We start from the raw sequence: 24,941 nt of genomic DNA, 5'->3' as shown, positions 1-24,941 counted from the left end.
AGTGAGGGCTTCAGTCCTCTCTCTGGCTGTTAAGTTGGTAGGGTGCGCAATGCGCACCTTACGGTGGGGTGCGCCGCACCTTACTGAAGGAGTGGATGATTAATCATTCCTTTGTTCGTAGTTGGTAGGGTGCGCAATGCGCACCTTACGGTGGGGTGCGCCGCACCTTACTGAAGGAGTGGATGATTAATCATTCCTTTGTTGGCAGTGAGGGCTTCAGTCCTCTCTCTGGCTGTTAAGTTGGTAGGGTGCGCAATGCGCACCTTACGGTGGGGTGCGCCGCACCTTACTGTGGGGTAACAGGAAAAATTTGTGCGAGGTTAGCTAGTTATAAAATGGAATCTACGAAAGATCGCGATCGATTAAATTCTCACAACCTTTCACTTGACAAGTGGCTGCGATTTTTAATTATCGCCGTATTAGTCATAGGTATTTTATTTCGGTTCGCCAATCTCGATCGCAAATTTTACTGGATAGATGAAACATATACTTCTTTGAGAGTTTCGGGCTACACCGAAGCCGAAATAATCAAACAAATTTCTTACCAGAAAATAACCTCGCCTGCGGATTTACAAAAATATCAGCAGATAAATTCCGAAAATACTTTAAGGGATACCCTGAATTCTTTAGCAACAGAAGACCCCCAACACCCCCCTCTGTATTACGTACTAGCGCGATATTGGGCGCAATGGTTCGGCAGTTCCGTTGCAGCAATGAGAAGTTTGGCCGCCGTGATTAGCCTGCTAGTATTTCCCGCGATTTATTGGCTGGCTTGGGAGTTATTTGAATCTTCAACAGTAGTGTGGATGGCGATCGCAATTTTCGCAATTTCTCCCTACCACATCATATTTGCCCAAGAAGCAAGACAGTACAGTTTGTGGACAGTAACTACTATTTTATCCAGTGCAGCCTTGCTGCGAGCAATGCGCCCTGAGTCAACTCAAAATGCTGTCCGCCTCATTCTTTCCTGGGCGCTTTATGCAGGCACAGCAACACTGGGATTTTACACACACTTGTTATTTGTCTGCGTCGCTGCCGCCCACGCAATCTACGTCGCAGTTATTGCCAACTGGCGCGATGTGAAAACATTCATTTCCTATTATGTAGCATCTTTAATCGCTTTGATCGGCTTCATGCCTACCCTGGTAAATACTGTAGAAAACTTCAATCAAGTTAGAAGCACAACAGCATGGGCAGAAAAAACAGATTACTTAAGATTAGTCAGCAGGTGGGTTGGTTCCATCAGCATAGGATTTTTTGATATAGGCATTGATGGAACTGCCAACACCACACAATTAGCTTTGCTAATTCCAATTGGTATCATGATTTTAGCTTTGGTCGGCTATGCTCTTTATTATCTATGCCGAAAAACACCAAAGCGAGTGTGGTTGATTGTATTGTTATTAATTGCCACAACTGCTTTGTTTTTAGCAGTACCCGATCTAATCAAGGGTGGAAGGCGATCGGCAAATCCGCGATATTTAGTTCCTTGTTATGTGGGAATTCAGCTAGCAGTGGCTTACCTGCTGTCTGCCAAAATTAGTAACAATTTGGAGAACTTAAAACAGAAAAAACTGTGGAAAATCGTTATAGTTGCAGTTTTTTCCGCAGGTATTATATCCGGTGGAGTTAGTTCTCAAGCAGACATTTGGTGGAATAAAGGCAGCGGTTGGTTGGGTGCCTTGGAAGTAGCCGCGAATGTCAATCAAGCCAGCAATCCGCTAATTATCAGCGATGCCAATATCGCATATATCATGCCTTTAAGTTATTACCTCGAACCAAAAGTCAAACTGCTAATAGAACCCCACTGTTACACTTCTTGCTACAAAAATCGAGAATTGGCCAAGAAAAAACCTCAACCCCCGCAAATTCCCGGCGGTTTCAGTGAGTTGTTTTTATACAGACCTTCCTCTACTTTGCGATCGGCAATTCAGCAACAAAACTATCAAATAGATCCGGCGGCCACTAATGTCGAGCTTAATCTCTGGAAAATTACCCAAAAATAATCTAAAAGATTAAGGCAAAAAACACGGGTTTGCTGCCCAAAAATAAATGTATTATTCAATGCGGCATACTGACCATGAACGGCATTTTGGGAAGTATGTCGCAAGTAGAGTTCGATAGGTTTGCTTTTCGTGGTAAGCTAAAAGTTAAGAATCAAAAAATCACATCAAAAATCTCAAATGACAGTCACTGAAACCTCCAACATTCGTAAACTGCTGTGCGATCCAGACTTGGGGCTGATTCCTCACCTAGAAAAGTGCCTGCAAGATTTGCACTCATCTGCGATCGCCAGTGGAGATAAATTCAAGGTAGAACCTTACGATATAGAATTCAAAAGCTGCCACACCCAGAAGCATCCCAACGACCAAAAACCCCTCGTCACCCAGTCAGTGTTAATAAAAGTTCCCCTGACTGGGAAAGTTCAAGACAAGATGCACCTATATCTGATCGCAACTGAGTTGCAGAACCAAATCGACTCCAAAATAATCGACTGGAGTGCCTTAGAACGCCGCCAATACGACATTCATGGCATCCCCTTAAAGCAGCCGATCACCAAAATAGACGGCCAGATGAATTACGAGTTAGTATTCGATCGCCCAAGCTACTGCTGCATCACCCTGTGCCGCCAATTTGACTTAACTTACGCCGCCAATTTTTAATACCAATTCCCAAAAGTAGGGACAGGGCATTGCCTGTCCGGCGCGGGGAGTAGGACACGGCATTGCGGTGTCCCTACGGTTCGCTTTTAATAATTGGTAGAAGATTGAGGATTGTAGATCGATCGCACTTGCCTCAAATTCAAACCGATCGATTCGCAGTTTCCGCCAGAATCCTCTTAATATCAGCAGGAGTCAGACTCGGATTAGCTTGCAACATTAAAGCTATCACGCCGGATACTTGTGGCACTGCCATTGAAGTACCCGCAAAATATCGATAAGGAATCCCCGGTTGAGAAAGTGGCACAGTTGAATAAATGTCACCAGAATCCGCCCTACCAGCGTCGCCGCCTGCTGCAACAAAGTAATTAATTGTCTCCGCACCTGCCCGGTTAGAATAATCCGCAAACAAGCCATTTCGGGTAACACCACCGACAGCAATTCCTACCTCATTGGCAAACCGAGCCGGATAATCTACTTGTGGGCGAGCATCATTTCCCGCCGCCGAAATCACGATCGCGCCTTGAGCTTCAGCCGCCCGAATCGCATCCAATTCTTGAGCATTCAACTGTAGGCCACCCAAACTCACATTAATAATCTTCGCTCCATTTGCCACCGCATAATTAATCGCATTAATTTCATCCCGAATTTTACCCACTCCTGCCCGATCAAGTATTTTCAAAGGCATAATCTTCGCAGTCGGAGCAGTTCCAGTAATCCCAACCCCATCTTTTTTCGCAGCAATTAAACCCGATATATGAGTGCCGTGATTGTTATCATCCATCGGGTCATTATCGTTGTTGACAAAATCCCATCCTCGGAAATCGTCAACAAAGCCATTGTTGTCATCATCAACCCCGTTGCTAGCTTTATTGCGACCGATCGCATCAACACCCGTTTCCCCCACATTACTCCAAATATTCCCCGTCAAATCCGGGTGATTGTAGTCAACTCCGCTGTCGATAACTGCCACCACAATTCCGTCTCCAGTCAAGCCTTGGGCCCAAACTTCTGGAGCTTTAATTAAATCTCTGCCCCACTCGTCGCCGCCCAAGTCGGGAACGTCAGGAAAAGGTGCAGTACCTTGAGCTTTAGCAACTGCCGCCGCTGCATTCACCAAACCGAACCCAAAACGAGAGTTAAAACCCTGCAAGTTGCTCGCATTGTTAGCAGAAACAGTTGGCGGGGTTGCAGACAGATTGAGGGAGAAATTTGTACTGCCTTGGTATTGATAAACTCGAACAAAGTAAGTTCCTGCGGCTAAACCGTTGATATCGATCGCTTCCGGCGATAAATTCGGTTCTTGAGAAGAAGCAATAATATCGGTGAAGTCAATAGAATTGTCGCCGTTAATATCTTTAATTAATGCCACGTCAACATCCGCCGCCAAACCGCTGACAGTTAATTTAAAGTCGCTAGTTGCAGGCAAAGTAAAGCGGTAAAGGCCGTCTGGGCGGGCGTTGCTAACCGAGTCTGCGATCGTTTGAGTGCCACCCAAAACGCCTAAATCGCGAGCTTGATCCAGTTGGTTGCCCAATACGGTAGTTGCAGAGATGAATGTATCGGCGAGGTCTTGTGGAGATGCGTTGGCTACCAAGCCTAAAATAGCATTGGATTGGCTAATTTTAATTAATGTATTGGAAATACCGGGCGCGATCGAGATTTCTTCGAGAATCAAGTCAGCTTCGGTTAGATTGTCAGTCAGTCCGATCGAATCCACAAAACTGTTAAAGTCAGTAATAACGTCAGCAGCAGCCGGATCGGAGACTGCGGAGTCGGTGCGGAGGACAAAGGTATCGGGGCCCAAACCCCCTGTCAGCGTATCTTTGCCCCCATCGCCCACTAAAACGTCGCTGCCGGAGTCACCGTTGAGGGCGTCATCTCCCTTACCTCCCTGCAAGGTATCGCTGCCGGCATCGCCAAACAGGATGTCGCTGTTGACACCGCCGTTAAGCACATCGTTGTCTGCACCCCCGAACAGGGTATCGGAATTGCTGCCGCCGAGAATGCGATCGTTACCATTATCACCGCTGATGCGATCGGCATCCGACCAACCGATAATAAAATCGTTGCCTCCGAGGGCAAAAAGTCCGTTAGGATAAGGAGTCAAAAAGCCCTGAGTCAAGGCGAAACTATTGGGGCTATCATCTAAAAGATAGGAAAGACCGTCAGGGCTCGGACCGGGCATAGAAATGTACTCCTAGTGAGGTATATCGATCTAAATTTTAGATTTTAAATTTAAGTTTGTGGTTAAAAATGCCTTAAATAGTCTGTAAGGCGGGCATTACGCACAGTCTGTAGAGGTCTGCATAGGTTAGGTTAAACAGATTTATTCCGTCATCTCCTGTCGTATAAATCAACCACAATTCCGCCTTAGCTCCTCTCAAATATAAAATCTAAAACAGTAGAACTTAATCCCAAATTCAAAATCGGGATCAGAAAATGGGAAAACCACACTTGCATCGAATCCAGAATTTTTTAAATCTCGCGAAGTCGCATTTAAAGCCTTATTTGCGCTATTTGATTTTGGGCGGGACGTTTTTATTTATTGCCAAAGCTTTTTTAACTCACTGGCGAGAAGTCGCGAATATCCAAATTCGAGCCGAAAGTTTTCCGTTACTGGCGATCGCCCTTGGCGTCACTTTATTTTCTCTAATTTTTGTCGGCTGGGTGTGGATGTTGATTTTGCGGGAATTCCGCCAACCTGTAACTGCCGGCTGGGCGATTCAAGTTTTTCTCAAAACTAATATTGCCAAGTATTTACCGGGGAATATTTGGCATTTTTGGGGTCGAATCTTGGACGCGAAAAAAGCCGGGATTTTCCCCAAAGCTGCTACTCTCAGCGTGTTGCTGGAACCGCTGCTGATGGCTTCTGCGGGCGTTTTGATTGGGTTGATTTGTTTTGACAAATTCAATTGGTTTTTGCGGCTTGTCGGTTGTGCTGCCATTTTAACGGCGATTCATCCCCGAATTTTAAATCCGATCGTTCTCTTTGTAGAGCGGTTGAAGTTATCAAAGAACAATGGGGAAAATTCAGAGGCTGAGGAGGCTGCGGGCGATCGACAAACTTTGCGTTTAGAGTCTACCTCCAGTCTAACTAAAAAAACATCTAGTGTCAAGTCTAAACGCCAAATAAATTTGCCAATAAAACGCTATCCTTTAGTGCCGTTAATCGGACAAATGTGTTTTATCGGATTGCGGGGCTGCGGATTTTTGCTAACTGTAACGGCTTTAACTCCGGTGAACTTTAGCAATATTCCCAACTTGTTCGGTGCTTTTTGTTTTGCCTTTGTTGTCGGTTTAGTCGTACCCGGTGCACCGGGGGGAATGGGAGTATTTGAAGCAACGGCGATCGCCCTGCTGTCCGATCGCTTTTCTACGGGTATAATTCTGGGTGCCGTGGCTTTGTATCGGATAATTAGCATTCTGGCGGATGTTTCGGGTGCATTTTTAGCAAAGCTCGATCGGCAGCGAAATCAGCGCAGTCAAAAAAAGCGAATTTGAAATCAAATATTGGAGGGATATAATTTGCGGCGTTCGAGGAATCTCTGAATCGGGCAATGTAGTAAAAGCTATAATCAAAGTCCTGAGTGCCAACTCACAGACTTAGGTAAATTACTTGAACTTTGGCTGACTCTGTAAATCCAATCATCTCAGTGGCAGCAAATTCATTACATTACAGGTTCTTTGAAATAAGGACCAAGAATTTCTTGATGGTACAAGCCCCCAGATTTATCCGTGGAATCAATCCAAAATCTCAAATCGAAAATCCTCAAGCCCCCGAATTTATCCGTGGGGCCAATCTAAAATCTAAAATCTAAAATCTAAAATCGAATGACTCTAACCTTCGGTTAGCCATGACTCATAACAACAATCGAACGACAACAATTCGTTACCTTCTAATTACATCCGGTGTACTGGCGATCGGTGGATTAGGCTATCTTGCTTATACCATGTTGCACCAACGCAACGAAGTACGCTACTACGAATCCGAACAGCAATGTATTGTAGATGCGATGAACCAAAGCAACGGGTTCACAAAAGAGCAGTGTCAGGCCCAGTTCCGGTACGCAATGCAGGAATACGAACGCATTACGCCCGTGTATCGCACGCAGCCAGAATGCCAAGAAGACACAGCAAGCATTTGCTCGCAGGTATCGAATTCCAGCGCTGCTACCCCCGGATGGCGACCAGAGTTCGGCGGCTTCTATTTCACCGATGATGTCGATGATGATGCCCCTCCAACAGTGGTCAACGGCGTCAACGGCGGCTCATACACGGTTTATCCAGTGCAACCCGTTTACCGCTCCAACATCGGAATTGTAACTCCAGATAGAACCCAGATTACTCGTCCCCTACCGGGCATACCGCTAGATTCTCCCTACTTTTCCTCCAGTGGCGACACCCCAAATCGCCCCCCAGGCCACGCAGCTCAGGGAACCATCAAAGGACGAGGGAGGTTTGGTAGCACAGTCCGTTCCACGGCTCCTTTGGGAAGCGGAGGAAAGTGATGCAAGCATTTTTGAGCGGCGATTCATCCCACAACTATTTTTTCTCTAGTTCTTTTCTCTGTTTTTGTAGATCCTTGAGTTCGACACCACTAGCAAGGCGCTTCATCCATGTATCCCTTTTTGTTTCAGCGACGACGCAACTGGCAGCAGCACGTATTAGAGAACGCCTACCAATGTCAGCCTCTTGCAGACATCAACCAACGCTACTGGGCAGAAGCCTTAGACCGCCCCTTTGGGGTGATGTTTTCGCGCCAGGAAGAGGCGAGGATCTGGGATGCTACTGAGGCTCTTTGGGATATGTGCCGGGAGTTTTTGGACTGGTTTTTCACCGCTGATGGTCTAGAAAATCGGATGAAAAAACTCGCTATTCCCCCTGCTTTCTGGGAAGCAATTCAGGTTTCGTGGGATCGGGTTGACGAAGCAGAAGATATGTCTCTTTATACCCGTTTCGATCTTGCCGTCACTGAAGATGGAAAAATTAGCCTTCTAGAAATCAACGGAGAAACTCCTCTCTTGGGTGCAGAAACAGTCTATCAATGGCTGTGGTTAGATGACATGAAAAAACCAAGCCGAGATTTGCGATCGCTTCCCAACGATGCCAATCAGTTCAACAACTTTTGGGACGAAGTTGCGGGTCGATTCCGCACTCTAAGTCGTCATTATGATTTAAAGCAGTTCGGCCTGAGCTTGTTAATTGACGAGCATCTGTCAGAAGATACCGAGATGGCAGGACAACTGGTAGAAATTATTAATCAAGAATTGGGAAACGATCGCTTTTTCACCCAACTTGTAGGATTGCGTAACCATCTGGGCGTGGATGAAGAAGGATTTTTTGTCGATCAATTCAATAATCGGATCTTGCGGCTGTGGAAAATCGTCGATTGGCTGGATTTGCAACTCGCCAGCCAATCCTTTAACGCAGATGAAGCCCTAGCATCGCGCCTGATAGCAGGGGACGTGAAAATCATTGAACCGCTGTGGAAACAGATTTTAAGCAATAAAGGATCGATGGTGTGGATGTGGGAATTATTTGGCAACCACCCAGTGTACGCTCAATTCTTGCTACCCACTTTCTTCACAGATACTATCTCGCTCGAATCCACAGCATTACTGACCCAAATGCACGTCAAAAAGCCCCTCGTCGGTCTAGAAGGTGTTGGGGTTTCTATTGAAACAGGCGATTTTGTTGCCGGAGCCGTTCACGCCCGCGAGGCGATGGGCTACGATCGCGAAGGATTCATTATTCAGTCCTATCAACCCTTGCCCGAATATTTTGGCTACCACTTCGTCGTAGGTTCCTGGATTGTCGGCGATACTCCCTCCGGCATCGTATTGCGCGGAGATACCAATCCGATCACCGGACGACATTGCTTAATCGTTCCGCATATCGTGAGCGATCGTCTGGTGAATACTTAACTTCTAATCAGAAAAACTATGAAATTACAAACTCATGATGTCCGGGGAATTCCAATTCTTAGCAGTGAGTGGAGTGTAGATGAATTTATTGCCGATGAGTTGAAAATTCCCGAAGTCGCGCCTACAATTCAGGCTGGATTTATGGATCTCCTGAGCCGAGATGTGTTTTCTGAGGGAGACAGTCAGCCACTCTACGAGCATCTGCTATCTCGCAGTTCAGAGTTTTCGTTAGAATTCATGAGTGCGATCGAACTTTGGCTGCAAGACGAATTACGGCACTACGTTGCTCTACGTAAGGTCTATCACATGGTATCAGGTTTGTCCCCAGAGGCGATCGACCAAAAAAACCAGAGTCGGGTGCATGAACTCGAACCGATCTCGTTTCTGATTGAGAACGAATTCACCATTCTAGTTGGTTTAATGTTTGACGAAATGGGTTCCGTGTGGTCTTATCACCGGGATATTAAGGAATTCTACCAACACTATGGGAACGGCTTTGCTCGCGTAGGACATTTGGTGACGCAGGATGAAGGGCGGCATTTTAGGAATGCTGCGACTCTCATCCAACATCGCCATCCCGACAAAATCGATCGGATCGAACCCTTATTAGAAAAGATTAGCCAGATGGAAGCCAGTCTTGCTTATTATCCCAAAACTTTCTTTCTCGATCACGCTCAGGAAAGACACCGCTTTCCGAAAGATTTTAATACCCAGGTGATTCAAAGAATTCTCTCCTTTTTCTAACAGAATTACCAAGTTAATCATCGGATCAACATTATTATACTTTCCGTGGCGCTCGAACATCTCAAACTGAGGCACCCTACCGCAACTTTCTCTTTCTCCTCTAACTCTCTCTGTGTCCTCTGTGTCCTCTGCGGTTAAAAACTCTAATTCTTATATGAATTAAAGCATTTTTTCCAGAAATTGCTTGGCGCGATCGCACTGAGGGTTGTTAAAAAACTCCTGCGGCGGCACATCTTCCGCCACCTTTCCGCCATCTAGAAACAAAATCCGGTGGGCGACTTCCCGCGCAAAACCCATCTCGTGAGTTACAATTGCCATTGTAATTCCCGTTTTCGTCAAAGCTTTCATCACATCTAACACTTCTTTAACCATTTCTGGATCGAGTGCAGAAGTCGGTTCGTCCATCAACAAAATCTCTGGTTCCATAGCCAAACAGCGGGCGATCGCCACCCGCTGTTTTTGTCCCCCCGAAAGCTTAGAAGGATAAACCTGGGCCTTATCTGACAAACCCACTTTTTCCAGCAATTCTAACCCCTTCACACGCGCCTCATCTTTAGCAATTTGCTTCACCTTTACAGGCGCATAGATCACATTTTGCAGCACAGTCATGTGCGGGAACAAGTGGAAATGCTGAAAAACCATCCCCACTTTCTGGCGGATTTTCATAATATCTGCCTTCGGCAAAGTAATATCCACCCCGTCAATGTATATGTGTCCCGAAGTTGGAACTTCCAGTAAATTCAAACACCGCAAAAAAGTAGACTTGCCGCACCCCGAAGGGCCGATAATGGCAATCACTTCTCCTTTGTGGATCTCAGTAGTTATCTCGCGCAAAACCTTCAGATTGCCAAAAGATTTATACAGGCGATCGACCTTAACTGCTACTTTGGAGTCTACGTTCGAGTACATTTGCCCCCCAAGTTAAACTAAGCACCATCAAATAATAAATTGCGCCGACAAATATCAAAGGTTCAAAGTAAATATACTTTTCTGCTCCCACAATTGTAGCGCGGCGCAGCAAGTCTTCTACGCCGATTACTGAAACTAAAGCTGAATCCTTCAGCAAAGCAATACTTTCATTCACCAATGCAGGCAAAATATTTTTCAACGCTTGCGGCAAGATAATATCGCCCATCATCAGTTTGTAGGGAACGCCAAGGGATTCTGCGGCTTCTTTTTGACCTTTATCTACGGCTTGAATTCCCGCGCGGATTGTTTCGGAAATATAAGCCCCAGAATTCAGGAAAAAAGTAATCACGCCAGCTTGCAGCGCCGATATATTATAGCCCGTAAGCTGCGGCGTTGCAAAATAAACTAAAGTCAACTGCAAAATTAGCGGCGTTCCTCTAAAAATAGAAGTATAAGCAGTACCGAACCAAGCCAGCGGTTTAATGCTAGAAATCTTAAACAGAGACAGGACGATTCCCCAGATAAATCCGAGAAATGCCGACAGCAAGGTAAAAGTTAGCGTTACCCCAATCCCGGACAAAATATAAGGCAAACTCGGCACGATTTTGCCAAAATCTAACCCGAACTTGGACGCTACCGCAGGCTGATTTGCTCGAGCAGGTTCTTGCGGAATTGGTCGAGAAAACCACTTAGTAGCTAGTTCCTTAATTTGACCGCTGGCTTTCATTTGCTGGAGGACTCGGTTGAATTCGGGAACTAATCTCGAATTTTTCGGAAAGGCGATCGCCGAACCGCTTTCTTCAGTATTCGGAATTGTGTTAAATTCCAAGTCCGGGTTCGCTGCTGCATAACCCGTAGCGACAGTATCCTCGATCACTCCTGCCGCGAGGCGGTTCGATTTAATTTCTTGAATGATGTCAGGAATCCTATTCAGAGGAGCCAGTTGCACCCCGGCCATTTTTTTCACAGCTTCCTGCTGAATGCTTCCGAGTTGAACGCCTACTTTTTTCCCGGCTAAATCTTCAGCTTTGGTCAAATTGCTGCCTTTATTGGCGACAATTGTATTTTGAGCTTCGTAGTAAAGGTCAGAAAAATCTACATTTTTTTTCCTTTCTGCTGTGGGAGTCATTCCAGCCATCACAAAATCGGCTCTGCCCGCCTGCAAAGCGGGAATTAAGCCGTTAAAATCCATGCCAACTACTTTCAGTTCGTAGCCCAATTTTTTAGTAATATATTTGGCAATATCGATGTCAAAACCGATGATTTCGTTGCCGCTAACAGCCGTATCTTTAAATTCATAGGGCGGGTAGTCTGGGGAAGTCGCCAGTGTTAAAGTCTTGTTGGCTTGGGCGTAGCTGGCGATCGCAATTAAACAAAAGGCGATCGCGATCGCCGCCACCAGCATTGATTTTAATTTTAAACGTTTCATATTGAACATTGTCCTAAAAAATCCCCTCGCCAACAAAACATACCACAAATCGGAATTAAGCCACCGTTGTAAAGGAAGATATACTCCTAGACGCACGGGTTTCCAGAAACCGGGTTTGATGGACAAACAAACTGCATAATTAGCATTTAATAATAGTCAAAAACCGATTATAAAGGTCTTAATGCGCCCAGGGCTAAAGATAGATAATTGTGCCACTAACTTATATTTAAAAAATGCCCGCAAGGCACATTTTTTAACAATTTAGAAAGGAAAGCTTGCCCGCACAACTCCCCCCATGTTGTACCACCGATTAGCAGTGTAGGGGTGATGGGCGATCGGCGCACTTATGCTTACCCGATCGTTCTGCGGTTTATTAAGAGTGAAGATGGGATGACGGCTGATTGGGCGCGGGTTCCTTACGATTTGTTGGAACTGATCTCGAACCGGATTGTGAATGAGGTTAAGGGGGTGAACCGGGTGGCTTACGATATTACTTCTAAGCCGCCGGGAGCGATCGAGTGGGAGTGATTTGTAGTTAGTCATTAAGTAGGCGGACAGATTTTTTCGTCTGTCTGCTTATTGTGATTTTGGGTAAAAGGGCGATTCCCTAGGGGATAGCTACGCTTCAGGGGCTTCAGCGGATGGCGGAGTGGGAAGGGCGATCGGCTCAACGTTTGGGTGGTTTTGACGGTCTTTGAGTTGCCAAATTCACGCCACTTCCACCTTCATCTCGATCGGTCTTCTGTTTAGGTTCTGGCTTAGGCGAATTAGAGTGCGTTTTTTGATTTGATACTGGTGGGGATGATTTTTTAATTATTGGCTTTTGCAAGTTAGAATTTGAATTACTTGAAGTGCCATAGCATCTGCGGTTATCCGGTATTCCCATCACATCTAAAGGAGTTGGCAAGACACGACGATCTTTGTACTCATTGTCAGGCTCAATCGTCATATATCGAGTCTGTTTTGCATTTGGACTATTGCACCGTAGCATCGCCAATAACATCTCAATTCGTGGCAACTGCTTTAAGTGTTGGAGTTGTTCTCTCTTTCGATCTTTTGGATAATCTTGACAACAAATCCAATCAAGTATATATTTCTCAAATGCTTTCACAGATTCTTCTTCTTTTTCAGGCGTTTGAGATTGGTCTTCTTCGCCAGTTTTCCACTTAGTACCGTTAAATAGATGTTTGTAGCGTTCTTTGCGATTGCTCAAATGCAATTCATAGTCAATATTCACTGCACCCATCCCCAACGGTTTACCCATACCAAGAGAAAAGCAGTATTTTTCATCCTGTTTACCAGTGTCGAGTGTTTGTGATTTGTCACTACTGAGACTTAACACCCATAACAATGCACCCAATTCAACTTTGCTCAAATTTTCAAAGTGAATATCAAACTTAAAAGTTACACCTTTTTTAATTGGGCTAATTTGAGTAGTCTGAGGATCGGAAATTAGAGTAGTCTGAGTATTTAAAATTTTTTTCGGGAGATCAATAACTTTTTTCGGTGGAGGTAGTTTGAAATCTGGATTACTTCCTTTATGCCAATAAAGTTTATGTCCACGTATTACTGTTTTTTCAATAGGTTCACTTGCATAGTGTTTTAGTTCTAATTTATCTACATTTTGTTGAACCAAATAGTGTGGAAAGTTAGTTGGTTTCGGATTAGACAAAATTTGAGGAGTTACGGGATTATCTTCATACCAGATACCATTTTGGCTGCTTTGGTATAAAGCATCGGTAAAAAATACACGACCTGCTCTTTGTTTATCAAAACCTTGAGACAGTTTTTCGTCTTTAGATTCTTTTTTTACCCAACCAAAGATGGCATCAGCTAGATCAATTGATGCTAATTTCCTCAAATCTTCAGGAATAAAATCTAGTACAGTCGTTGCGTGTCCATTCCCTTTAGGAGAGTAAGGAATACGAAAATTAGGGCTTTGACCAAAGAATCCTACTGTATTGCTATTTTGATCGTGATAATAGAACACCGGACGATTTTGATTTTCTTCTAATAATCCCAAATTTTTATTAAAGGGTGATTTTTTCTGAAAATCAGTTAAAGCATTGCGATAATGCTCAATGGCTGTCTTATCTATTTTTAATGGACGAGCATTTTTATCCTCAGCAAAAACTAGGCAGTGATTATGGCGCGGAGAAGATGAAGATTCATCTCCTTGTTTCATATTTCCGCTGGTAACAAGCACGCCTTTTTGCGGATGGGTGTCTGGCAACTCGATATCATTAGCAAATAAGCGTTTAGCTTTATCTGTTTGATCTACAGCTACACTTTCACTTCTATAGCTAGCAGAAATATACTGAGGCTCATATTTATCGTGATTGAATTTTTTAAAGTCGGGCAAGTTAAGAGTTGTTTCTCTAACCCAAGCAAATGTTGCACATTGTTCATTCTTAGCAGGTTGAATATACCATCCTTCACTATCTTTTTTTAGATAACCAGCCTTGATTTTGCCAGCTTCAACATACTTTTTGTATTCTTCACCCCAAGATTCTTTATTTTTATTTGCGGCTACTGCACGGAAAAATAATCGCTGATTACCTGAAACTCGATCGATTTTTCCAAAACTGACAATTTCAACCAATGTTCGCAGCATCCCCCGTAAGCTGCTACCAGGAAGAACAGGCTTTTCATTTTTAGCATTTGGATCGGTGTAGAAAAAATCAGGTAAATCTTTACCTTCTTTCTCAGCTTTAAATTCTTCTGTTGTTAGTCCACAGCGAATATACAAAGGGGATTCTGTCGTTAATGTGCATTCAATTTTGCCAGTTTTGCGATCTAAATGGTAGCGATCGCCACTTGGTAAATCTTCTGCTGCAACAACTGTAGCGGGAAGTTCGACAAAGTTGTAGGGTGCGATCGCTCTTCTGTCATTCGGAACTATATCAATATGTTTGGGATTCATTATCCAATCTCCTTACACTTAAATAAAATTACTCAATCTTGATTGCGACTCTCACTCTTTGTCAAAACTAATCCCTTCATACAAAAGTTCGATCGCACATTCAAACTCAATACTTTCTAAAGTAATAATTTCTCCTGCTTCATACTCATAATAAAGCCACATTTTACCTTCTCCTCGACGATAAACCTCAACTACTATTTCTTCTGAATCAACTAAGACATATTCTTGCAAACTCGGAATCTGGCGATAATATTTGAGTTTTTTGGTGCGATCGTAAGTTTCTGTACCGGGCGAAAGAACCTCAACAATGACTTTAGGATTTTGAATGAAATCGCGCGCTTTCAAGTCATCTGAGTCGCAGGTTACAACTAAATCGGGATAGAAATAACGACTACTTTTAATGGGTTGAACTTTCGCATCTGACACATAAGCTTGACAACCTCTGTGACGTAAATGAGGTCTTAGGGCTGTATAAAAGTTGAGAGCAACGCTGTTATGAGGAAGAGTACCCCCAGTCATTGCCAAAATTTCGCCATCAATATATTCATAACGAAGTTCTTGCTTGGCTTCCCATTCTACGTATTCTTCCGCCGTCATTTTTTGATTGTATTGAGGTTCAGCAATCATAATTAGGTTCCTCGTAAATGAACTAATCGACTGAGATAAATTTTCGCCACCCCACTATCATCATAGTCGATATAGTGATGCACGAGTAAACGAATCGGACGATATAGATTCTTTTTGTCTTGGCTAAATGAAATATTAATTAAAGGGACAGCGTGTTTTAGACCTTGTGAACCATCTGAAACTAAAGTAAAATCCTGTTTGGGTTTCCCTTCCGACTGAGTTCCCAAAAGAATTTGCTCTTCGTAAATATAATCATCTTTTTTTGAAAGATGTCCATCTTCAATCGAACGTGCTTTCCAGTTTTGACCAACTTTCCACAGCATAACCTCAGCTTTTTTACCAAAGATTCGACATTGTTGGAGAGTGCAAAGACGCAATTGAGCTAAGTTTGGAAATACATCGTCATCTCCTGATGTCACCAACTTATTGTCATCACCTCTAAATTTACCCCAAATGACACCATCATCAGCGTGAGCTAATAAGTATTGTAATTGATACTCCTTTGCCTTAGCTTGTAACCAATTGCACAGAGAGGGATTATCAATAATATCTTGAGCATCTTCGATTGGTTTGCAATCAGGTTTATTCATTGCTTTTTACCTCGTCAACTAATTCATCAACAAATTTTTGTAATCTCTGAGGATCGCTCACCTCTAAAGCTTGGCTTTCATCTTTTTGAGAGATCGTCCATTTTTCTTCACGCTTCAACTCATTTTCTCGCTTCCCTTGATACCAAGTCAATGTGGCATTTTTTCCCTGTAACCTTCCCCGCCCAATACTGCTTTCACCTCCCACAGGTAAATCGCTTGTCCACAAATCTTTCAGCAAAAGTAACAGTAATCCAATTTCATAATCTTGTGGATTCCTTAACTCTAGTTCAACAGTGACAATGGTTCCATCGCCACCAAATATAGGTTGTTCGTCAAATAATGCGCCATGATATGCACCTCCAGTAAAACGGTCGATCGCAATCCGATTTTGTACTAAGTCAGTTGCATCTTTGATAACTTTTTCATGGACAACTAAACGGCTTGCTTTTGCCTGTTTGCTTTTATCCTTGCTAAAGTCAGGGCCAAATACTTCATCAATGATGCTTGTTGGCTTCTCAAGGGTATTAATAATCCTCTCAGCACGATGCCGTAATACTCCTGCTAAACTCGTACCAGATAATACTGATACTGGATTAGTTTCGTTATGTCGATGAGATTTTAAGTGTACAACATCAGGGGCGCGTCCAGTTGAATCTTGACCGGAACGGATGAGGAGGGAACCAACTAATTTGAATGTAGCGTGGATGAGGAAGTGATTGCGCTTATCTTCCCAATCTTCTGCTACACCAAGACCTGCTTTTTTCATTGCTTCGACAATTGAAGCATCAACAGCGGGTGGTTTACTACAGGGTGGGTCAGTTAACCAAGAATGGTCAAGGGTTAACCAAGCCATGCGATCGTCTGCATCTTCCAGATTAAAATTCCAAACCTGCCACTCTTTTACATGACAGCGACCAAAACCGCGCCGCTTTTTCATGCCGAGACAAATTTCGCCACTTTTTGAATCATTTTGACATTCAGAGACATTGGGATCTTTTTTAGGTTCTAATCCTTGGAGTGCGATCGCTAATGCTTTAACTAACCTGGCTTCATCTTCGTTTTTCTCTATTAGCAGCTCAAAACTAAGTATAAATTCTGTTTCAGCTTGCAGCAATTCTAAATCATACTTAGCTTTCTCGGCTGCTGTTCCTGTAGCACTATTGATTTTTACACCATCTCTAAGTTCTGTTTTGATTGGTTTATTGCCGATCGCATCATCAATAATTAAAGGACTTTGATTCCCATCATCATCACTCCGCATTCCTCCAAATAAGAGGGTTGCTAAATCATCAGCGTATTCGCTAGCCGTGTATCCATGTTCGCGTTCTCGCAAGTAGTTCCGCAATGCACCCCCAATTGAGGAACCTGTTAAAAGAGCGCGATCGCTAATACTATCCCTGAGTAATGGTAAATCCGTTGGACTTTCAGCATCACCGCTTCCCAGACAAGTAGGAGTATCTAAAGTTAAAGTGCCGCGTACAATAATGCGTTTAATAATATAACGCTGTTTCCGTGTCAATTCATTTTCCCTTAAAGAACTTTCCTCAGTCATCGATTGCTCTCCTTTTTGGCTTTTTTAGCAACTGCCATAATTAAACGCAGTGTATACTCTTTAACCAGATTGGAATCAGGTTCAAGTTTGCGAGTCACTCCAGCAATATTAACTTCTAATTCCTGGGAATTGTTCAGCCAGGAGCTGGATTGCATTGGGTCTATCAACCAATCTTTAAGCTGCTGTTCGAGAGATTTATTGCCAGAAACTTTTGTATTTCTATACTGTTCGCTGGCCTTTGAAGTCAAACTACTCAATAACTCTATTATTGGCAGAAGGCTGGGAGGATTTGTCAATCCTTTTCGAGCAACAATTTCTAGGCGAGAAAGTTGGCTGTTGGTAATTTGGCCTTGTATCTTAATATCGCTGACTTTATCTACGAGAAACTGCTCTAGCTTTTGGCGTAAAATATTTTCAGCCATTTGTCCAGCTAAGTCATGATATTTTTCGTCTAAGTGAATATCTTTTTTAATTGGCTCAGGAGGTCTAGCAGAAAATTCTCGATAGTCTCCCAACCAATTAACAGCAACTCTACCAAAACCGTCTATGCAGCGATCGCCAATCCCTTCTGTTTCTAAAGTCTTAATTTGTTCTGTTGTTAGTTGTGCATCAAATACAAAAACACTTCCTGCTGATAAAGCTGGTACTTGCGGTAAAGGCAAACCCCATTTTTGATTAAATCCACCAACAACAGTGCTACTGATAAAGACATTGGTTGCTTCAGGTAACTGCACTGCTAACTTATCTTCAATCGCTTGCTTGACCAAACAGGGAGTGACTGAGAATTGTCCGCAGCGATCGCGGAGAATTGTGTCGCTAAGAAGGGTGATTTTTAGTTTTCGACGATTAAGTCGTTGTTCGGGGCTAATATCTACTTCATGCCAATCCTTAATATTTTGACACTTAACTGCATGAATTTTTGTGTGTCCGTAGCCAGCACTTCGAGAGCCACCGAACCATATATCTGCTGGTTTTAGTAGCTCGTGAAGAGTTTCTGCATTATCATCTTCACACAAGATAACGGCTTGGAAAGTTTGTTTAACATCTAAAGCTTCATAACGGAAGATAGTACCTTCTCCCTCTTGAATAACTTGATTGGTAGCTGGGTCGCGCTTGGTTGGTGAGGAACGTCCTTTAGTGCGATCGCGTAAGGTATGAATATTAATCCGTCGGTTCTCTCTGTATAAAACAACTTGTCTTTCATTAACAGTGCAAAATTTTTCACTTAAGCTTTTCAGAGATAGCTGTTCTGGGAGATATTGACTCAAATCGTGAACAGATAAACTTCTTGTTTCTTTTGGTGTAGGTAATTCATCATCCTTTTCCCTATACCAAGCAAGAGGCGCAGGTAAAGTACGTTTTTTGTGTTGTTTACAGAATAGATAGGCGTTTAAGTAACGGGTATTGCCATCAAAAAATAAGCGTTTCACCTTTTTATAGATACCTACATCTGAGAAAATATCTTCCCCTAATTCTGGGTGGCGCTTGAGGTAACGACCAATCAAAGCACCTCTAATCATACTCCCAGGAATATAAGGAAAAGACACATCACTATTTGGATCGCCCTGAAACGAAGTTGCTAAAATTGGCTGTTGCGTCTCTAAAAGAAAGGTGATTACTTTCATTTATTTACCTCCTCAATTGTTCCGAAAAGATAGATAAAATCTTGAGTAATATCTTGACCACTGGCATCCCATAAACTACATTGGATGTGACCTCGCCCTCGGTTGCGTCCACTACCAACGTGCCGAAGTGCTACAATCCCAACTGCTAAAAGAGCTTTCATATCTGGTGTTGGTTCTTCATCAAAAAACAGGAAAGCCGTAAAACGGGATGGGGTTTTAGGGCGATCGCGCATTACCACGCGAGCAGATCGCAGGCTACCTTTATCTGCTGTGCCATTATCAGGATTAATTGCGGTTTGGCGGCGAATTGTTGTCAGGGAATGCAATATATCTGTTGGTGTTAAACGCGGTTTATCTTCTTCTCGCTCCTTCTCTATTTGATTTCCCACGGCTTCCCGTAACTGTTGTGGCAAACAAGCATCGCCAACGCGGACCATTGATGCTGTTTCTAGAGTGCTTCCCGAAACACCAAATAATTGATTTCTAATCTTTTTCCAATGTCGAAATTTCTCGCCTTTGAGCAAGACAATTAAATTATCGCACTCCTCACTCAATAAACCTTTTAAAGTACGCCCTCGAAGATAAGGAAATCCGAAAGAATCATGTTCTACTTCTTGGTCAACTAAACCCGCAACACCGTCACCTCGACCAAAGGTTGTATCGCTCAAAAGTTTAATCTGTACTTGCAATTCATAGCTGCTCATTGTTGTCACCCTTTAAGCCCATGTAAAAATCCATTGCTTCGATCGCATCAAAATAACCGCAATAATACTTTTCATTTTGTTCGCCCCAACCTTCCTGCTGTAAGTTATCAATTTGTGGAAAAGGTGGCAGTTGTTTGATGCCGTAAGTAGTCATAAACTGTTTCGTGTTGTCAGCACCTTGGCGGAGAACTTCGCGCAAGGCAATTATTTTATTGCGACGGTCTTTCCATTTTTCATTACCTTCTACATCATCAAAGTAGCCATTAAAATGTTGAACTGCGCTAATAAAATTCGCCCAAGTCCGCCATTGGTTATCGTCGCTGTCATACTCTTTTAGGCGTATTGGTCGCATCATCATGTTTCCCGATGGAACTTCATATTCCCGCTGCCTAATTTCGCCCAAACTACCAATTAAACCGCTGGCGGCAAAATGCCAATCTAGAGTCGAACAATAATATTCCTTATCTTCCTCCAATCGTTCTCTTTCTTGAGAAATCAGTTTTTTCGCAGCTCCGTATAATTCATCAACTATTTGGTAAGCTCTAGCAAAGGGATAGTGAGCTTTGACAACACAAATACCAGCACGAGCCGTCAAGTTAAGCGGTTGACCTTCTATATCTTTTTGTTCTTCAAATTCCCTCAGATAAATTGCTGCCAGCTCGAGTCCTAGCCTTCCCTCACAAACAAAGATAGCATCGTCACCTCCATACACTAAAGGACGGAACGGTAGGTAGTATTTACCATTCTTAGATTTTTTTAGAGGTAATTGACCGATTTTACCTTTTATTTCTCCGTTCTCAATAGAGTCATGAACTATCTCTAAAACTTTTCTCAAAGCGTTTATTCCAGCATCCTCAACACTTAGAGAAAGTTTACGCATTTTAACAATTGCCTCTTTGTCAGATTTTCCTTCCCCGCATTTTTGAAATCGATTTCCCATCCCATTACCATCTGCATGAACGATCGCAACGTAACTTGATTCACCTTCAGAACGACCTAAATAGTCTGTGCGATAGGGAAAATCATAAATGTCTGAGTTAAAAGTGCCAGCAAATTTTTCTATCAGTTTCTGATTTGCTTTAGGAACTGCTTTGAGTTTGGCTTCACTTTCTCTAGAAATTAGATAAATATCCTCTTCATCTGCATCAATATATTTTTCGCTGGTATTGACTGCGGGAAATTGAGTCGAACGACAAGCTGCTGTTACTCCTAAACCTAATAAAGGTACAGAAGCAACTCGCTCACGTTTCTTTTTCGCTAATTCCTTTTCCAAAAGCTGATTTAATTTCTTTTTGAACGCTCCCTTATCCAATTCAAATTCTTTGTCATGAGCAACGACAATATTTAAACCTGGTGCATTTTGCAACACTCGTTTTGTCAAAATTTGCGTAAAACGTTCAGCATATTCAAAGTTTGCAAACAGTAAGACTGTATTGCCACCTCCTGCATAAACTATCTCAGCCGCTACATCCTCATTACCGATATGGATTTCCTGTAATGAATTACGTTTAGGAATATGAACTTTTTGATTAAGTTCTTTTGCTAAATCCAGCAAAGCTTTTTCAGCCCATTCTTTAGTAGCTTGAGATACTAAGTAAGATGCTCCAATATTTTCGCGCAGACGGTTACTGCTGAAAACATAGTCTTGAATTCCTGTTGTATCGATTACAGTGACAGTTAGTTTACTCATGATTTACCCTTAGTTCGGTCAACCCAATCTGCAATTTTTTCTTTTAAATTTAGTAAATCTTGTCTGACAAATACAGCCACATTAGGATTGTTTATAGAGCCTTCTAACTGACTTTTTAGATATCTGTACATACTTTGTTGATTAATATACTTGTTACCATCACAACAGCAGACTAAAGCTACTCTGGCTTCATCACCACCTAATTGTTTAGCTCTGATGTATGCTTCAAAGAGTTTGAGCTTACATAATGTGTGTTCGGCACTGGTTGTACAGGAAATGGCAAATAATTGATAACTTCGCATGAAAGCAACATCAAATTCAAATTTTCCTCCTTCACTTTGATATTTGCGAATATGAATTGACATTTTGCTTTCACCAAGCTGTAAGTCTTGCGTCAGTTCCTTAACTTGCTGAAGCACATAATGTTCTAACCAAATACCTCCTAGCCATCCACAAACTTGTTGAAAACTCTCAAATCCTTTTGCTTTAGTGACATTTAAGGAAAGTTGAGTCGGCGAAGCATCTAAATTATGACGCAGAACTTCGATAATTTCTGGGTGTACGCCTGTTAAACTCAAAGATAAATTAGAAAGCTCATCTTCAGATTTCCACTGACCAGTTTCTAAATTTTTTGCTTTGTTAAGTTCTCCCCAGTTCTTATACTGATGAGTATTAGCCCAGGTTCTCCAGGTTTTGGCTATTACCTCATCTTGATATAGTCTGACAAATTCAGCGGCTGCATCTGGTAAAATTGGTTTAGTAAGTGGCTTCTTATATTCGTGCCATTCATACTTGTGGAGTTTAAATAAGACTTCTAGAGGCACTGTTAAATGAACTCCTCTGTGAGTAGAATCAGAAGAGGGATTGTCTATAAATATCTCTAGCGTTTTGGCATCTAGGTAACTATAGACTGTATCATTTCTATTTAAAGCATCTATGGCTCGATAAGCGTGAACTGCCATTGTGTTTGTACCGCCTGTATAATGTAGCCCTATTAGTTTTTTTTCTGGCTCTTCATTAGGATTGGTATTTGATATTTTTTTAGCTTCTTGATGAACTTTGTCATAGATTCGATAGGCATTAGATTTATTGTCCTTTAATTCCACCTCTTTGTTTTTGAAGCCTTGAGTTTTTAGTGCCGTCATCAATAGAGCTTTTTGCGATAGTGTTTGATTAGTGTAAACAAGATATACTGTGCCGCCTGTGTCTAGTAGCTTCATGGTAGCTACATAATTAGGCAGTGGGTTTTCACCCACCAGCAAGAAAAGGTGCTTAACTTTGTAGTCTTGGAAAGTATCGTTACTACTCATCAAATTTAACCTCCTAGATATTTGAGTATATCATACTGTTAATCAGAGCTAGGATGAACGCGAAATAGCACTTTCGCTCAATCCTACCTGCAAGGAATCAGCATTCACTCTACCTGTACCGCCATAGAGTACGATCGCGCCGCCACATTAATCACACAATACACTCCCAACCCAGAACATCGATCGGCACTTTTACAAATCCTCCAGTCTCGCCCAACCGACGATGCTTACTACCAAGTCACTTACCGAGAGACAGACTACTACCCGCTGAGGTGGTTGCGCGCTTTAGGTTCAGAAGTCGAAATTCTGCTACCTTGGGACTTGCGACAGAAAATGGCCGTAGAAATCCAAAAAACTCGGAACTTGTACCAATAGTCTCTTGCCCGATAATTATCAAAACTATTGTGGAAAACTTGCCGATTTCTGTGGAAAACCCCCCTTTTCCTGTGGAAAACTAGCACTAAATTAAGTGCGATCGCGTTAATTCCCTTGATAGCATTTAAAAAATTAGAGGAATTGCGATCGCAAAAACCGCCTTCCTCCTTCATCCCTCAACCTGCTGTTTCCTGGAAATACAGCCTAAATATTTCCTCCTTCACATCCATCCTCTTCCAGCTTCAGTCTATCCGTTAAATCCGTTACACTCATCCGTTACCGAACTTCACGCTTAACTTCTTCCTTCTCTCCAGAATCGTAGCTAATTTGGTCGGAATGGTAAGCCGGCGGCTCAACGTGAATTAAGATGCGTACAGGGCTGAAACGTTCTTCCAAACGGGCTTCTACTTCTTCTGTAATCCCGTGAGCAGTTTCTACATCGACAGCATCGACAATCATGTGCATATCAATAAATACTTGACGCCCTACAACGCCGCGGGAGGCGATCGAGTGACAGTTGACAACCCCCGGTACATCGAGCGCGATCGCGTGAATAACTTCCGGTGCGATCGCCATTTCATCCACCAACCAAGGCAGATTTTCTGTTAAAACCTTCCAACCGCTTCTAAATACCAAAACAGCCACAGGAAAAGACAAAAACACATCCAGGGATTGTAATTGAGGTATATTCCAAACCTGCCCTTGCCAAACACCAATCAACCCGCCGATGACCATAATTGTCACCCAAACATCGCTCATCGTGTGCTGAGCGTCAGCCACTAAAATCGCGCTACCGAGACGTTTGCCAACTCTGCGCTCGTAAAAGGTGACAAAAATATTAATCCCCAGTACAATCAGCAAAATCCACAGTTCATTTGGGGATATTTTGACAGCTTTACCCCCGTTAATCAGCCTTTCGACAGCACCGCTGAGAATTTCAAAACAGGCAATTCCCAGAAAAGCAGCAATTCCCAGAGCTCCGAGAGCATCAAATTTTTGGTGCCCGTAGGGATGATCGCGATCGGGCTGCGGATTGGCATAATGATTAGTTACCAATCCTAAAATATTATTAGCGCTGTCCGTGACGCTGTGCAAAGCATCTGCCAGCAAACTGAGGGAACCAGTCAGCCATCCCACGGCTGCTTTAATTGCCATCACCAGCAAATTTAGCAATAAGGTAATTATTAAAACCTTGCGGACTTCGGAACGGTTATCGGCAACCATAAAATATCCTCGCTCGGCCGTCAAGTTTTCTGGCTTCTAGTTTAAAGCTTATCAAGTCCTAACAGGTTAAAAGTATTGCTGAATCTAGCTTGCGACTAGATTTATATTCATTAATTTAGCCTAGCTTCTTGAGACAATTTTTAATTAATACCAGTTTCGCAGTCCAATTGAGCTGGAATGTACTTCTTTTGGGTTACTATATTTTTTATCATTAACAATAGTATGTTAAATTTCATTGCCCATGTCTCTTTCTCCGCTGACACTGAATTTAGTTGAAGGTTCTGTCTCCTTTAGCTTTTCCCCGCAAGCTGCGCGGGATTTGCAAAGTGCGATCGCCGCTTTGATGGACAGTTTGAAAGCTGTAGCAGCCAAAACCTCTGGCGGCAAAGCTTCTCCCCAGAAACCGATGGAATATCGGTATGCAGGAGATGTATTTTTGGAAGTTTTCTGCAACCCGAATATCTGGCCAACTCCTTTTGCTGCAAAAGTGCTGATTACGGTTAGGGACGATCGCGTGCGCGTCACCACCGAAGCCGAACTCAGCCGCCTGCGCGACGATCTCGCTCAGTATATCGAACAAGTCGGTTGAGAATCTCAACCTCGATCGTTTGTAGTTAATAGGTTGAATCTGAGTTCAGATACCATTCTCGCT

The 24,941-nt window shown here is 42.9% G+C and carries 19 protein-coding genes and 2 pseudogenes; 9 read left to right on the top strand and 12 right to left on the bottom strand.

The genetic code is table 11. The annotated features are described in order from the left end of the window. Positions 1-335 precede the first annotated feature (335 nt). Positions 336-2,006, top strand: coding sequence for a glycosyltransferase family 39 protein (locus QUB77_RS12920; protein WP_333172527.1), 1,671 nt, complete (start codon positions 336-338; stop codon positions 2,004-2,006). 177 nt (positions 2,007-2,183) lie between these two features. Beyond that, positions 2,184-2,663, top strand: coding sequence for a hypothetical protein (locus QUB77_RS12915; RefSeq protein ID WP_333172530.1), 480 nt, complete (start codon positions 2,184-2,186; stop codon positions 2,661-2,663). Between the two features lie 139 nt (positions 2,664-2,802). Here QUB77_RS12915 and QUB77_RS12910 read toward each other — a convergent pair whose 3' ends face one another. After that, a complete protein-coding gene (locus QUB77_RS12910; RefSeq protein WP_333172532.1) occupies positions 2,803-4,848 on the bottom strand; it encodes a S8 family serine peptidase in 2,046 nt (681 codons plus the stop codon). Positions 4,849-5,102: 254 nt separating this feature from the next. Here QUB77_RS12910 and QUB77_RS12905 point away from each other — a divergent pair, with 254 nt between their 5' ends. The 4 genes from QUB77_RS12905 to QUB77_RS12890 all read left to right on the top strand — a co-directional run bounded on the left by QUB77_RS12905 (position 5,103) and on the right by QUB77_RS12890 (position 9,331). Beyond that, complete coding sequence (locus QUB77_RS12905) at positions 5,103-6,164, top strand: UPF0104 family protein (RefSeq protein ID WP_333172533.1); 1,062 nt, start codon at positions 5,103-5,105, stop codon at positions 6,162-6,164. Positions 6,165-6,517: 353 nt separating this feature from the next. Continuing rightward, the gene (locus tag QUB77_RS12900; RefSeq protein ID WP_333172536.1) at positions 6,518-7,171 is read left to right on the top strand and encodes a DUF1190 domain-containing protein; all 654 of its coding nucleotides are present in this window, start codon (positions 6,518-6,520) and stop codon (positions 7,169-7,171) included. 108 nt (positions 7,172-7,279) lie between these two features. After that, the gene (locus tag QUB77_RS12895) at positions 7,280-8,587 is read left to right on the top strand and encodes a glutathionylspermidine synthase family protein (protein ID WP_006633275.1); all 1,308 of its coding nucleotides are present in this window, start codon (positions 7,280-7,282) and stop codon (positions 8,585-8,587) included. Between the two features lie 18 nt (positions 8,588-8,605). Continuing rightward, positions 8,606-9,331, top strand: coding sequence for a hypothetical protein (locus QUB77_RS12890; protein WP_333172540.1), 726 nt, complete (start codon positions 8,606-8,608; stop codon positions 9,329-9,331). Positions 9,332-9,490: 159 nt separating this feature from the next. Here QUB77_RS12890 and QUB77_RS12885 read toward each other — a convergent pair whose 3' ends face one another. Both QUB77_RS12885 and QUB77_RS12880 read right to left on the bottom strand, forming a co-directional pair. Beyond that, the gene (locus QUB77_RS12885; protein WP_333172543.1) at positions 9,491-10,240 is read right to left on the bottom strand and encodes an amino acid ABC transporter ATP-binding protein; all 750 of its coding nucleotides are present in this window, start codon (positions 10,238-10,240) and stop codon (positions 9,491-9,493) included. Then, complete coding sequence (locus tag QUB77_RS12880) at positions 10,206-11,669, bottom strand: ABC transporter substrate-binding protein/permease (protein ID WP_333172545.1); 1,464 nt, start codon at positions 11,667-11,669, stop codon at positions 10,206-10,208. Before QUB77_RS12880 ends, QUB77_RS12885 begins: the two co-directional genes overlap by 35 nt. 297 nt (positions 11,670-11,966) lie before the next feature. Here QUB77_RS12880 and QUB77_RS12875 point away from each other — a divergent pair. After that, positions 11,967-12,197 (top strand): annotated as a pseudogene (locus QUB77_RS12875) (GMP synthase (glutamine-hydrolyzing)); the annotation flags it as partial. Positions 12,198-12,336: 139 nt separating this feature from the next. Here QUB77_RS12875 and QUB77_RS12870 read toward each other — a convergent pair. Genes QUB77_RS12870 through QUB77_RS12835 form a run of 8 tightly spaced genes read right to left on the bottom strand, consistent with a single transcriptional unit; the run spans position 12,337 to position 22,690 of the window. Then, positions 12,337-14,592 carry a TIGR03986 family type III CRISPR-associated RAMP protein gene (locus tag QUB77_RS12870; protein ID WP_333172547.1) on the bottom strand — a complete coding sequence of 752 codons (2,256 nt, stop codon included), beginning with the start codon at positions 14,590-14,592 and terminating at the stop codon, positions 12,337-12,339. Between the two features lie 51 nt (positions 14,593-14,643). After that, a complete protein-coding gene (locus QUB77_RS12865; RefSeq protein ID WP_333172549.1) occupies positions 14,644-15,219 on the bottom strand; it encodes a Uma2 family endonuclease in 576 nt (191 codons plus the stop codon). Positions 15,220-15,221: 2 nt separating this feature from the next. Beyond that, positions 15,222-15,809: a type III-D CRISPR-associated protein Csx19 gene (gene csx19, locus QUB77_RS12860; RefSeq protein ID WP_333172552.1), complete on the bottom strand. Its 588-nt coding sequence runs from the start codon at positions 15,807-15,809 to the stop codon at positions 15,222-15,224. After that, complete coding sequence (locus tag QUB77_RS12855) at positions 15,802-17,361, bottom strand: RAMP superfamily CRISPR-associated protein (RefSeq protein ID WP_333172554.1); 1,560 nt, start codon at positions 17,359-17,361, stop codon at positions 15,802-15,804. The genes csx19 and QUB77_RS12855 overlap by 8 nt, the downstream gene beginning before the upstream one ends. Then, a complete protein-coding gene (locus QUB77_RS12850) occupies positions 17,358-18,986 on the bottom strand; it encodes an RAMP superfamily CRISPR-associated protein (RefSeq protein ID WP_333172556.1) in 1,629 nt (542 codons plus the stop codon). The genes QUB77_RS12855 and QUB77_RS12850 overlap by 4 nt, the downstream gene beginning before the upstream one ends. Then, a complete protein-coding gene (locus tag QUB77_RS12845) occupies positions 18,983-19,690 on the bottom strand; it encodes an RAMP superfamily CRISPR-associated protein (protein ID WP_333172559.1) in 708 nt (235 codons plus the stop codon). Before QUB77_RS12845 ends, QUB77_RS12850 begins: the two co-directional genes overlap by 4 nt. Next, a complete protein-coding gene (locus QUB77_RS12840) occupies positions 19,677-21,380 on the bottom strand; it encodes a Cas10/Cmr2 second palm domain-containing protein (RefSeq protein ID WP_333172561.1) in 1,704 nt (567 codons plus the stop codon). The genes QUB77_RS12845 and QUB77_RS12840 overlap by 14 nt, the downstream gene beginning before the upstream one ends. Then, positions 21,377-22,690, bottom strand: coding sequence for a Card1-like endonuclease domain-containing protein (locus QUB77_RS12835; RefSeq protein ID WP_333172563.1), 1,314 nt, complete (start codon positions 22,688-22,690; stop codon positions 21,377-21,379). The genes QUB77_RS12840 and QUB77_RS12835 overlap by 4 nt, the downstream gene beginning before the upstream one ends. Before the next feature lie 78 nt (positions 22,691-22,768). Between QUB77_RS12835 and QUB77_RS12830 the strand changes: the two are divergent. Continuing rightward, positions 22,769-23,065, top strand: a pseudogene (locus tag QUB77_RS12830) (TIGR03985 family CRISPR-associated protein); the annotation flags it as partial. Between the two features lie 276 nt (positions 23,066-23,341). On the opposite strand, the gene QUB77_RS12825 reads toward QUB77_RS12830, so the two are convergent. Then, positions 23,342-24,289, bottom strand: a complete 948-nt coding sequence (locus QUB77_RS12825) for a cation diffusion facilitator family transporter (protein ID WP_333172566.1) — start codon at positions 24,287-24,289, stop codon at positions 23,342-23,344. A 241-nt stretch (positions 24,290-24,530) separates the two neighbouring features. On the opposite strand from QUB77_RS12825, the gene QUB77_RS12820 reads away from it, so the two are divergent. Then, entirely contained in the window at positions 24,531-24,878 is a 348-nt protein-coding gene (locus QUB77_RS12820) for a hypothetical protein (RefSeq protein WP_333172567.1), read from the top strand. Positions 24,879-24,941: the final 63 nt, after the last annotated feature.

The sequence above is a fragment of the Microcoleus sp. AT9b-C3 genome, assembly GCF_036705485.1.
Taxonomy (GTDB): Bacteria; Cyanobacteriota; Cyanobacteriia; order Cyanobacteriales; family Microcoleaceae; genus Microcoleus.
This window is presented reverse-complemented; position numbering and strand designations above follow the sequence as displayed.

Bases quoted from the DNA above. Each gene is read 5' to 3' on its own strand.
- QUB77_RS12920 (WP_333172527.1), top strand. From the start codon at position 336: ATGGAATCTACGAAAGATCGCGATCGATTAAATTCTCACAACCTTTCA.
- QUB77_RS12915 (WP_333172530.1), top strand. From the start codon at position 2,184: ATGACAGTCACTGAAACCTCCAACATTCGTAAACTGCTGTGCGATCCA.
- QUB77_RS12910 (WP_333172532.1), bottom strand. From the start codon at position 4,848: ATGCCCGGTCCGAGCCCTGACGGTCTTTCCTATCTTTTAGATGATAGC.
- QUB77_RS12905 (WP_333172533.1), top strand. From the start codon at position 5,103: ATGGGAAAACCACACTTGCATCGAATCCAGAATTTTTTAAATCTCGCG.
- QUB77_RS12900 (WP_333172536.1), top strand. From the start codon at position 6,518: ATGACTCATAACAACAATCGAACGACAACAATTCGTTACCTTCTAATT.
- QUB77_RS12895 (WP_006633275.1), top strand. From the start codon at position 7,280: ATGTATCCCTTTTTGTTTCAGCGACGACGCAACTGGCAGCAGCACGTA.
- QUB77_RS12890 (WP_333172540.1), top strand. From the start codon at position 8,606: ATGAAATTACAAACTCATGATGTCCGGGGAATTCCAATTCTTAGCAGT.
- QUB77_RS12885 (WP_333172543.1), bottom strand. From the start codon at position 10,240: ATGTACTCGAACGTAGACTCCAAAGTAGCAGTTAAGGTCGATCGCCTG.
- QUB77_RS12880 (WP_333172545.1), bottom strand. From the start codon at position 11,669: ATGAAACGTTTAAAATTAAAATCAATGCTGGTGGCGGCGATCGCGATC.
- QUB77_RS12870 (WP_333172547.1), bottom strand. From the start codon at position 14,592: ATGAATCCCAAACATATTGATATAGTTCCGAATGACAGAAGAGCGATC.
- QUB77_RS12865 (WP_333172549.1), bottom strand. From the start codon at position 15,219: ATGATTGCTGAACCTCAATACAATCAAAAAATGACGGCGGAAGAATAC.
- csx19 (WP_333172552.1), bottom strand. From the start codon at position 15,809: ATGAATAAACCTGATTGCAAACCAATCGAAGATGCTCAAGATATTATT.
- QUB77_RS12855 (WP_333172554.1), bottom strand. From the start codon at position 17,361: ATGACTGAGGAAAGTTCTTTAAGGGAAAATGAATTGACACGGAAACAG.
- QUB77_RS12850 (WP_333172556.1), bottom strand. From the start codon at position 18,986: ATGAAAGTAATCACCTTTCTTTTAGAGACGCAACAGCCAATTTTAGCA.
- QUB77_RS12845 (WP_333172559.1), bottom strand. From the start codon at position 19,690: ATGAGCAGCTATGAATTGCAAGTACAGATTAAACTTTTGAGCGATACA.
- QUB77_RS12840 (WP_333172561.1), bottom strand. From the start codon at position 21,380: ATGAGTAAACTAACTGTCACTGTAATCGATACAACAGGAATTCAAGAC.
- QUB77_RS12835 (WP_333172563.1), bottom strand. From the start codon at position 22,690: ATGAGTAGTAACGATACTTTCCAAGACTACAAAGTTAAGCACCTTTTC.
- QUB77_RS12825 (WP_333172566.1), bottom strand. From the start codon at position 24,289: ATGGTTGCCGATAACCGTTCCGAAGTCCGCAAGGTTTTAATAATTACC.
- QUB77_RS12820 (WP_333172567.1), top strand. From the start codon at position 24,531: ATGTCTCTTTCTCCGCTGACACTGAATTTAGTTGAAGGTTCTGTCTCC.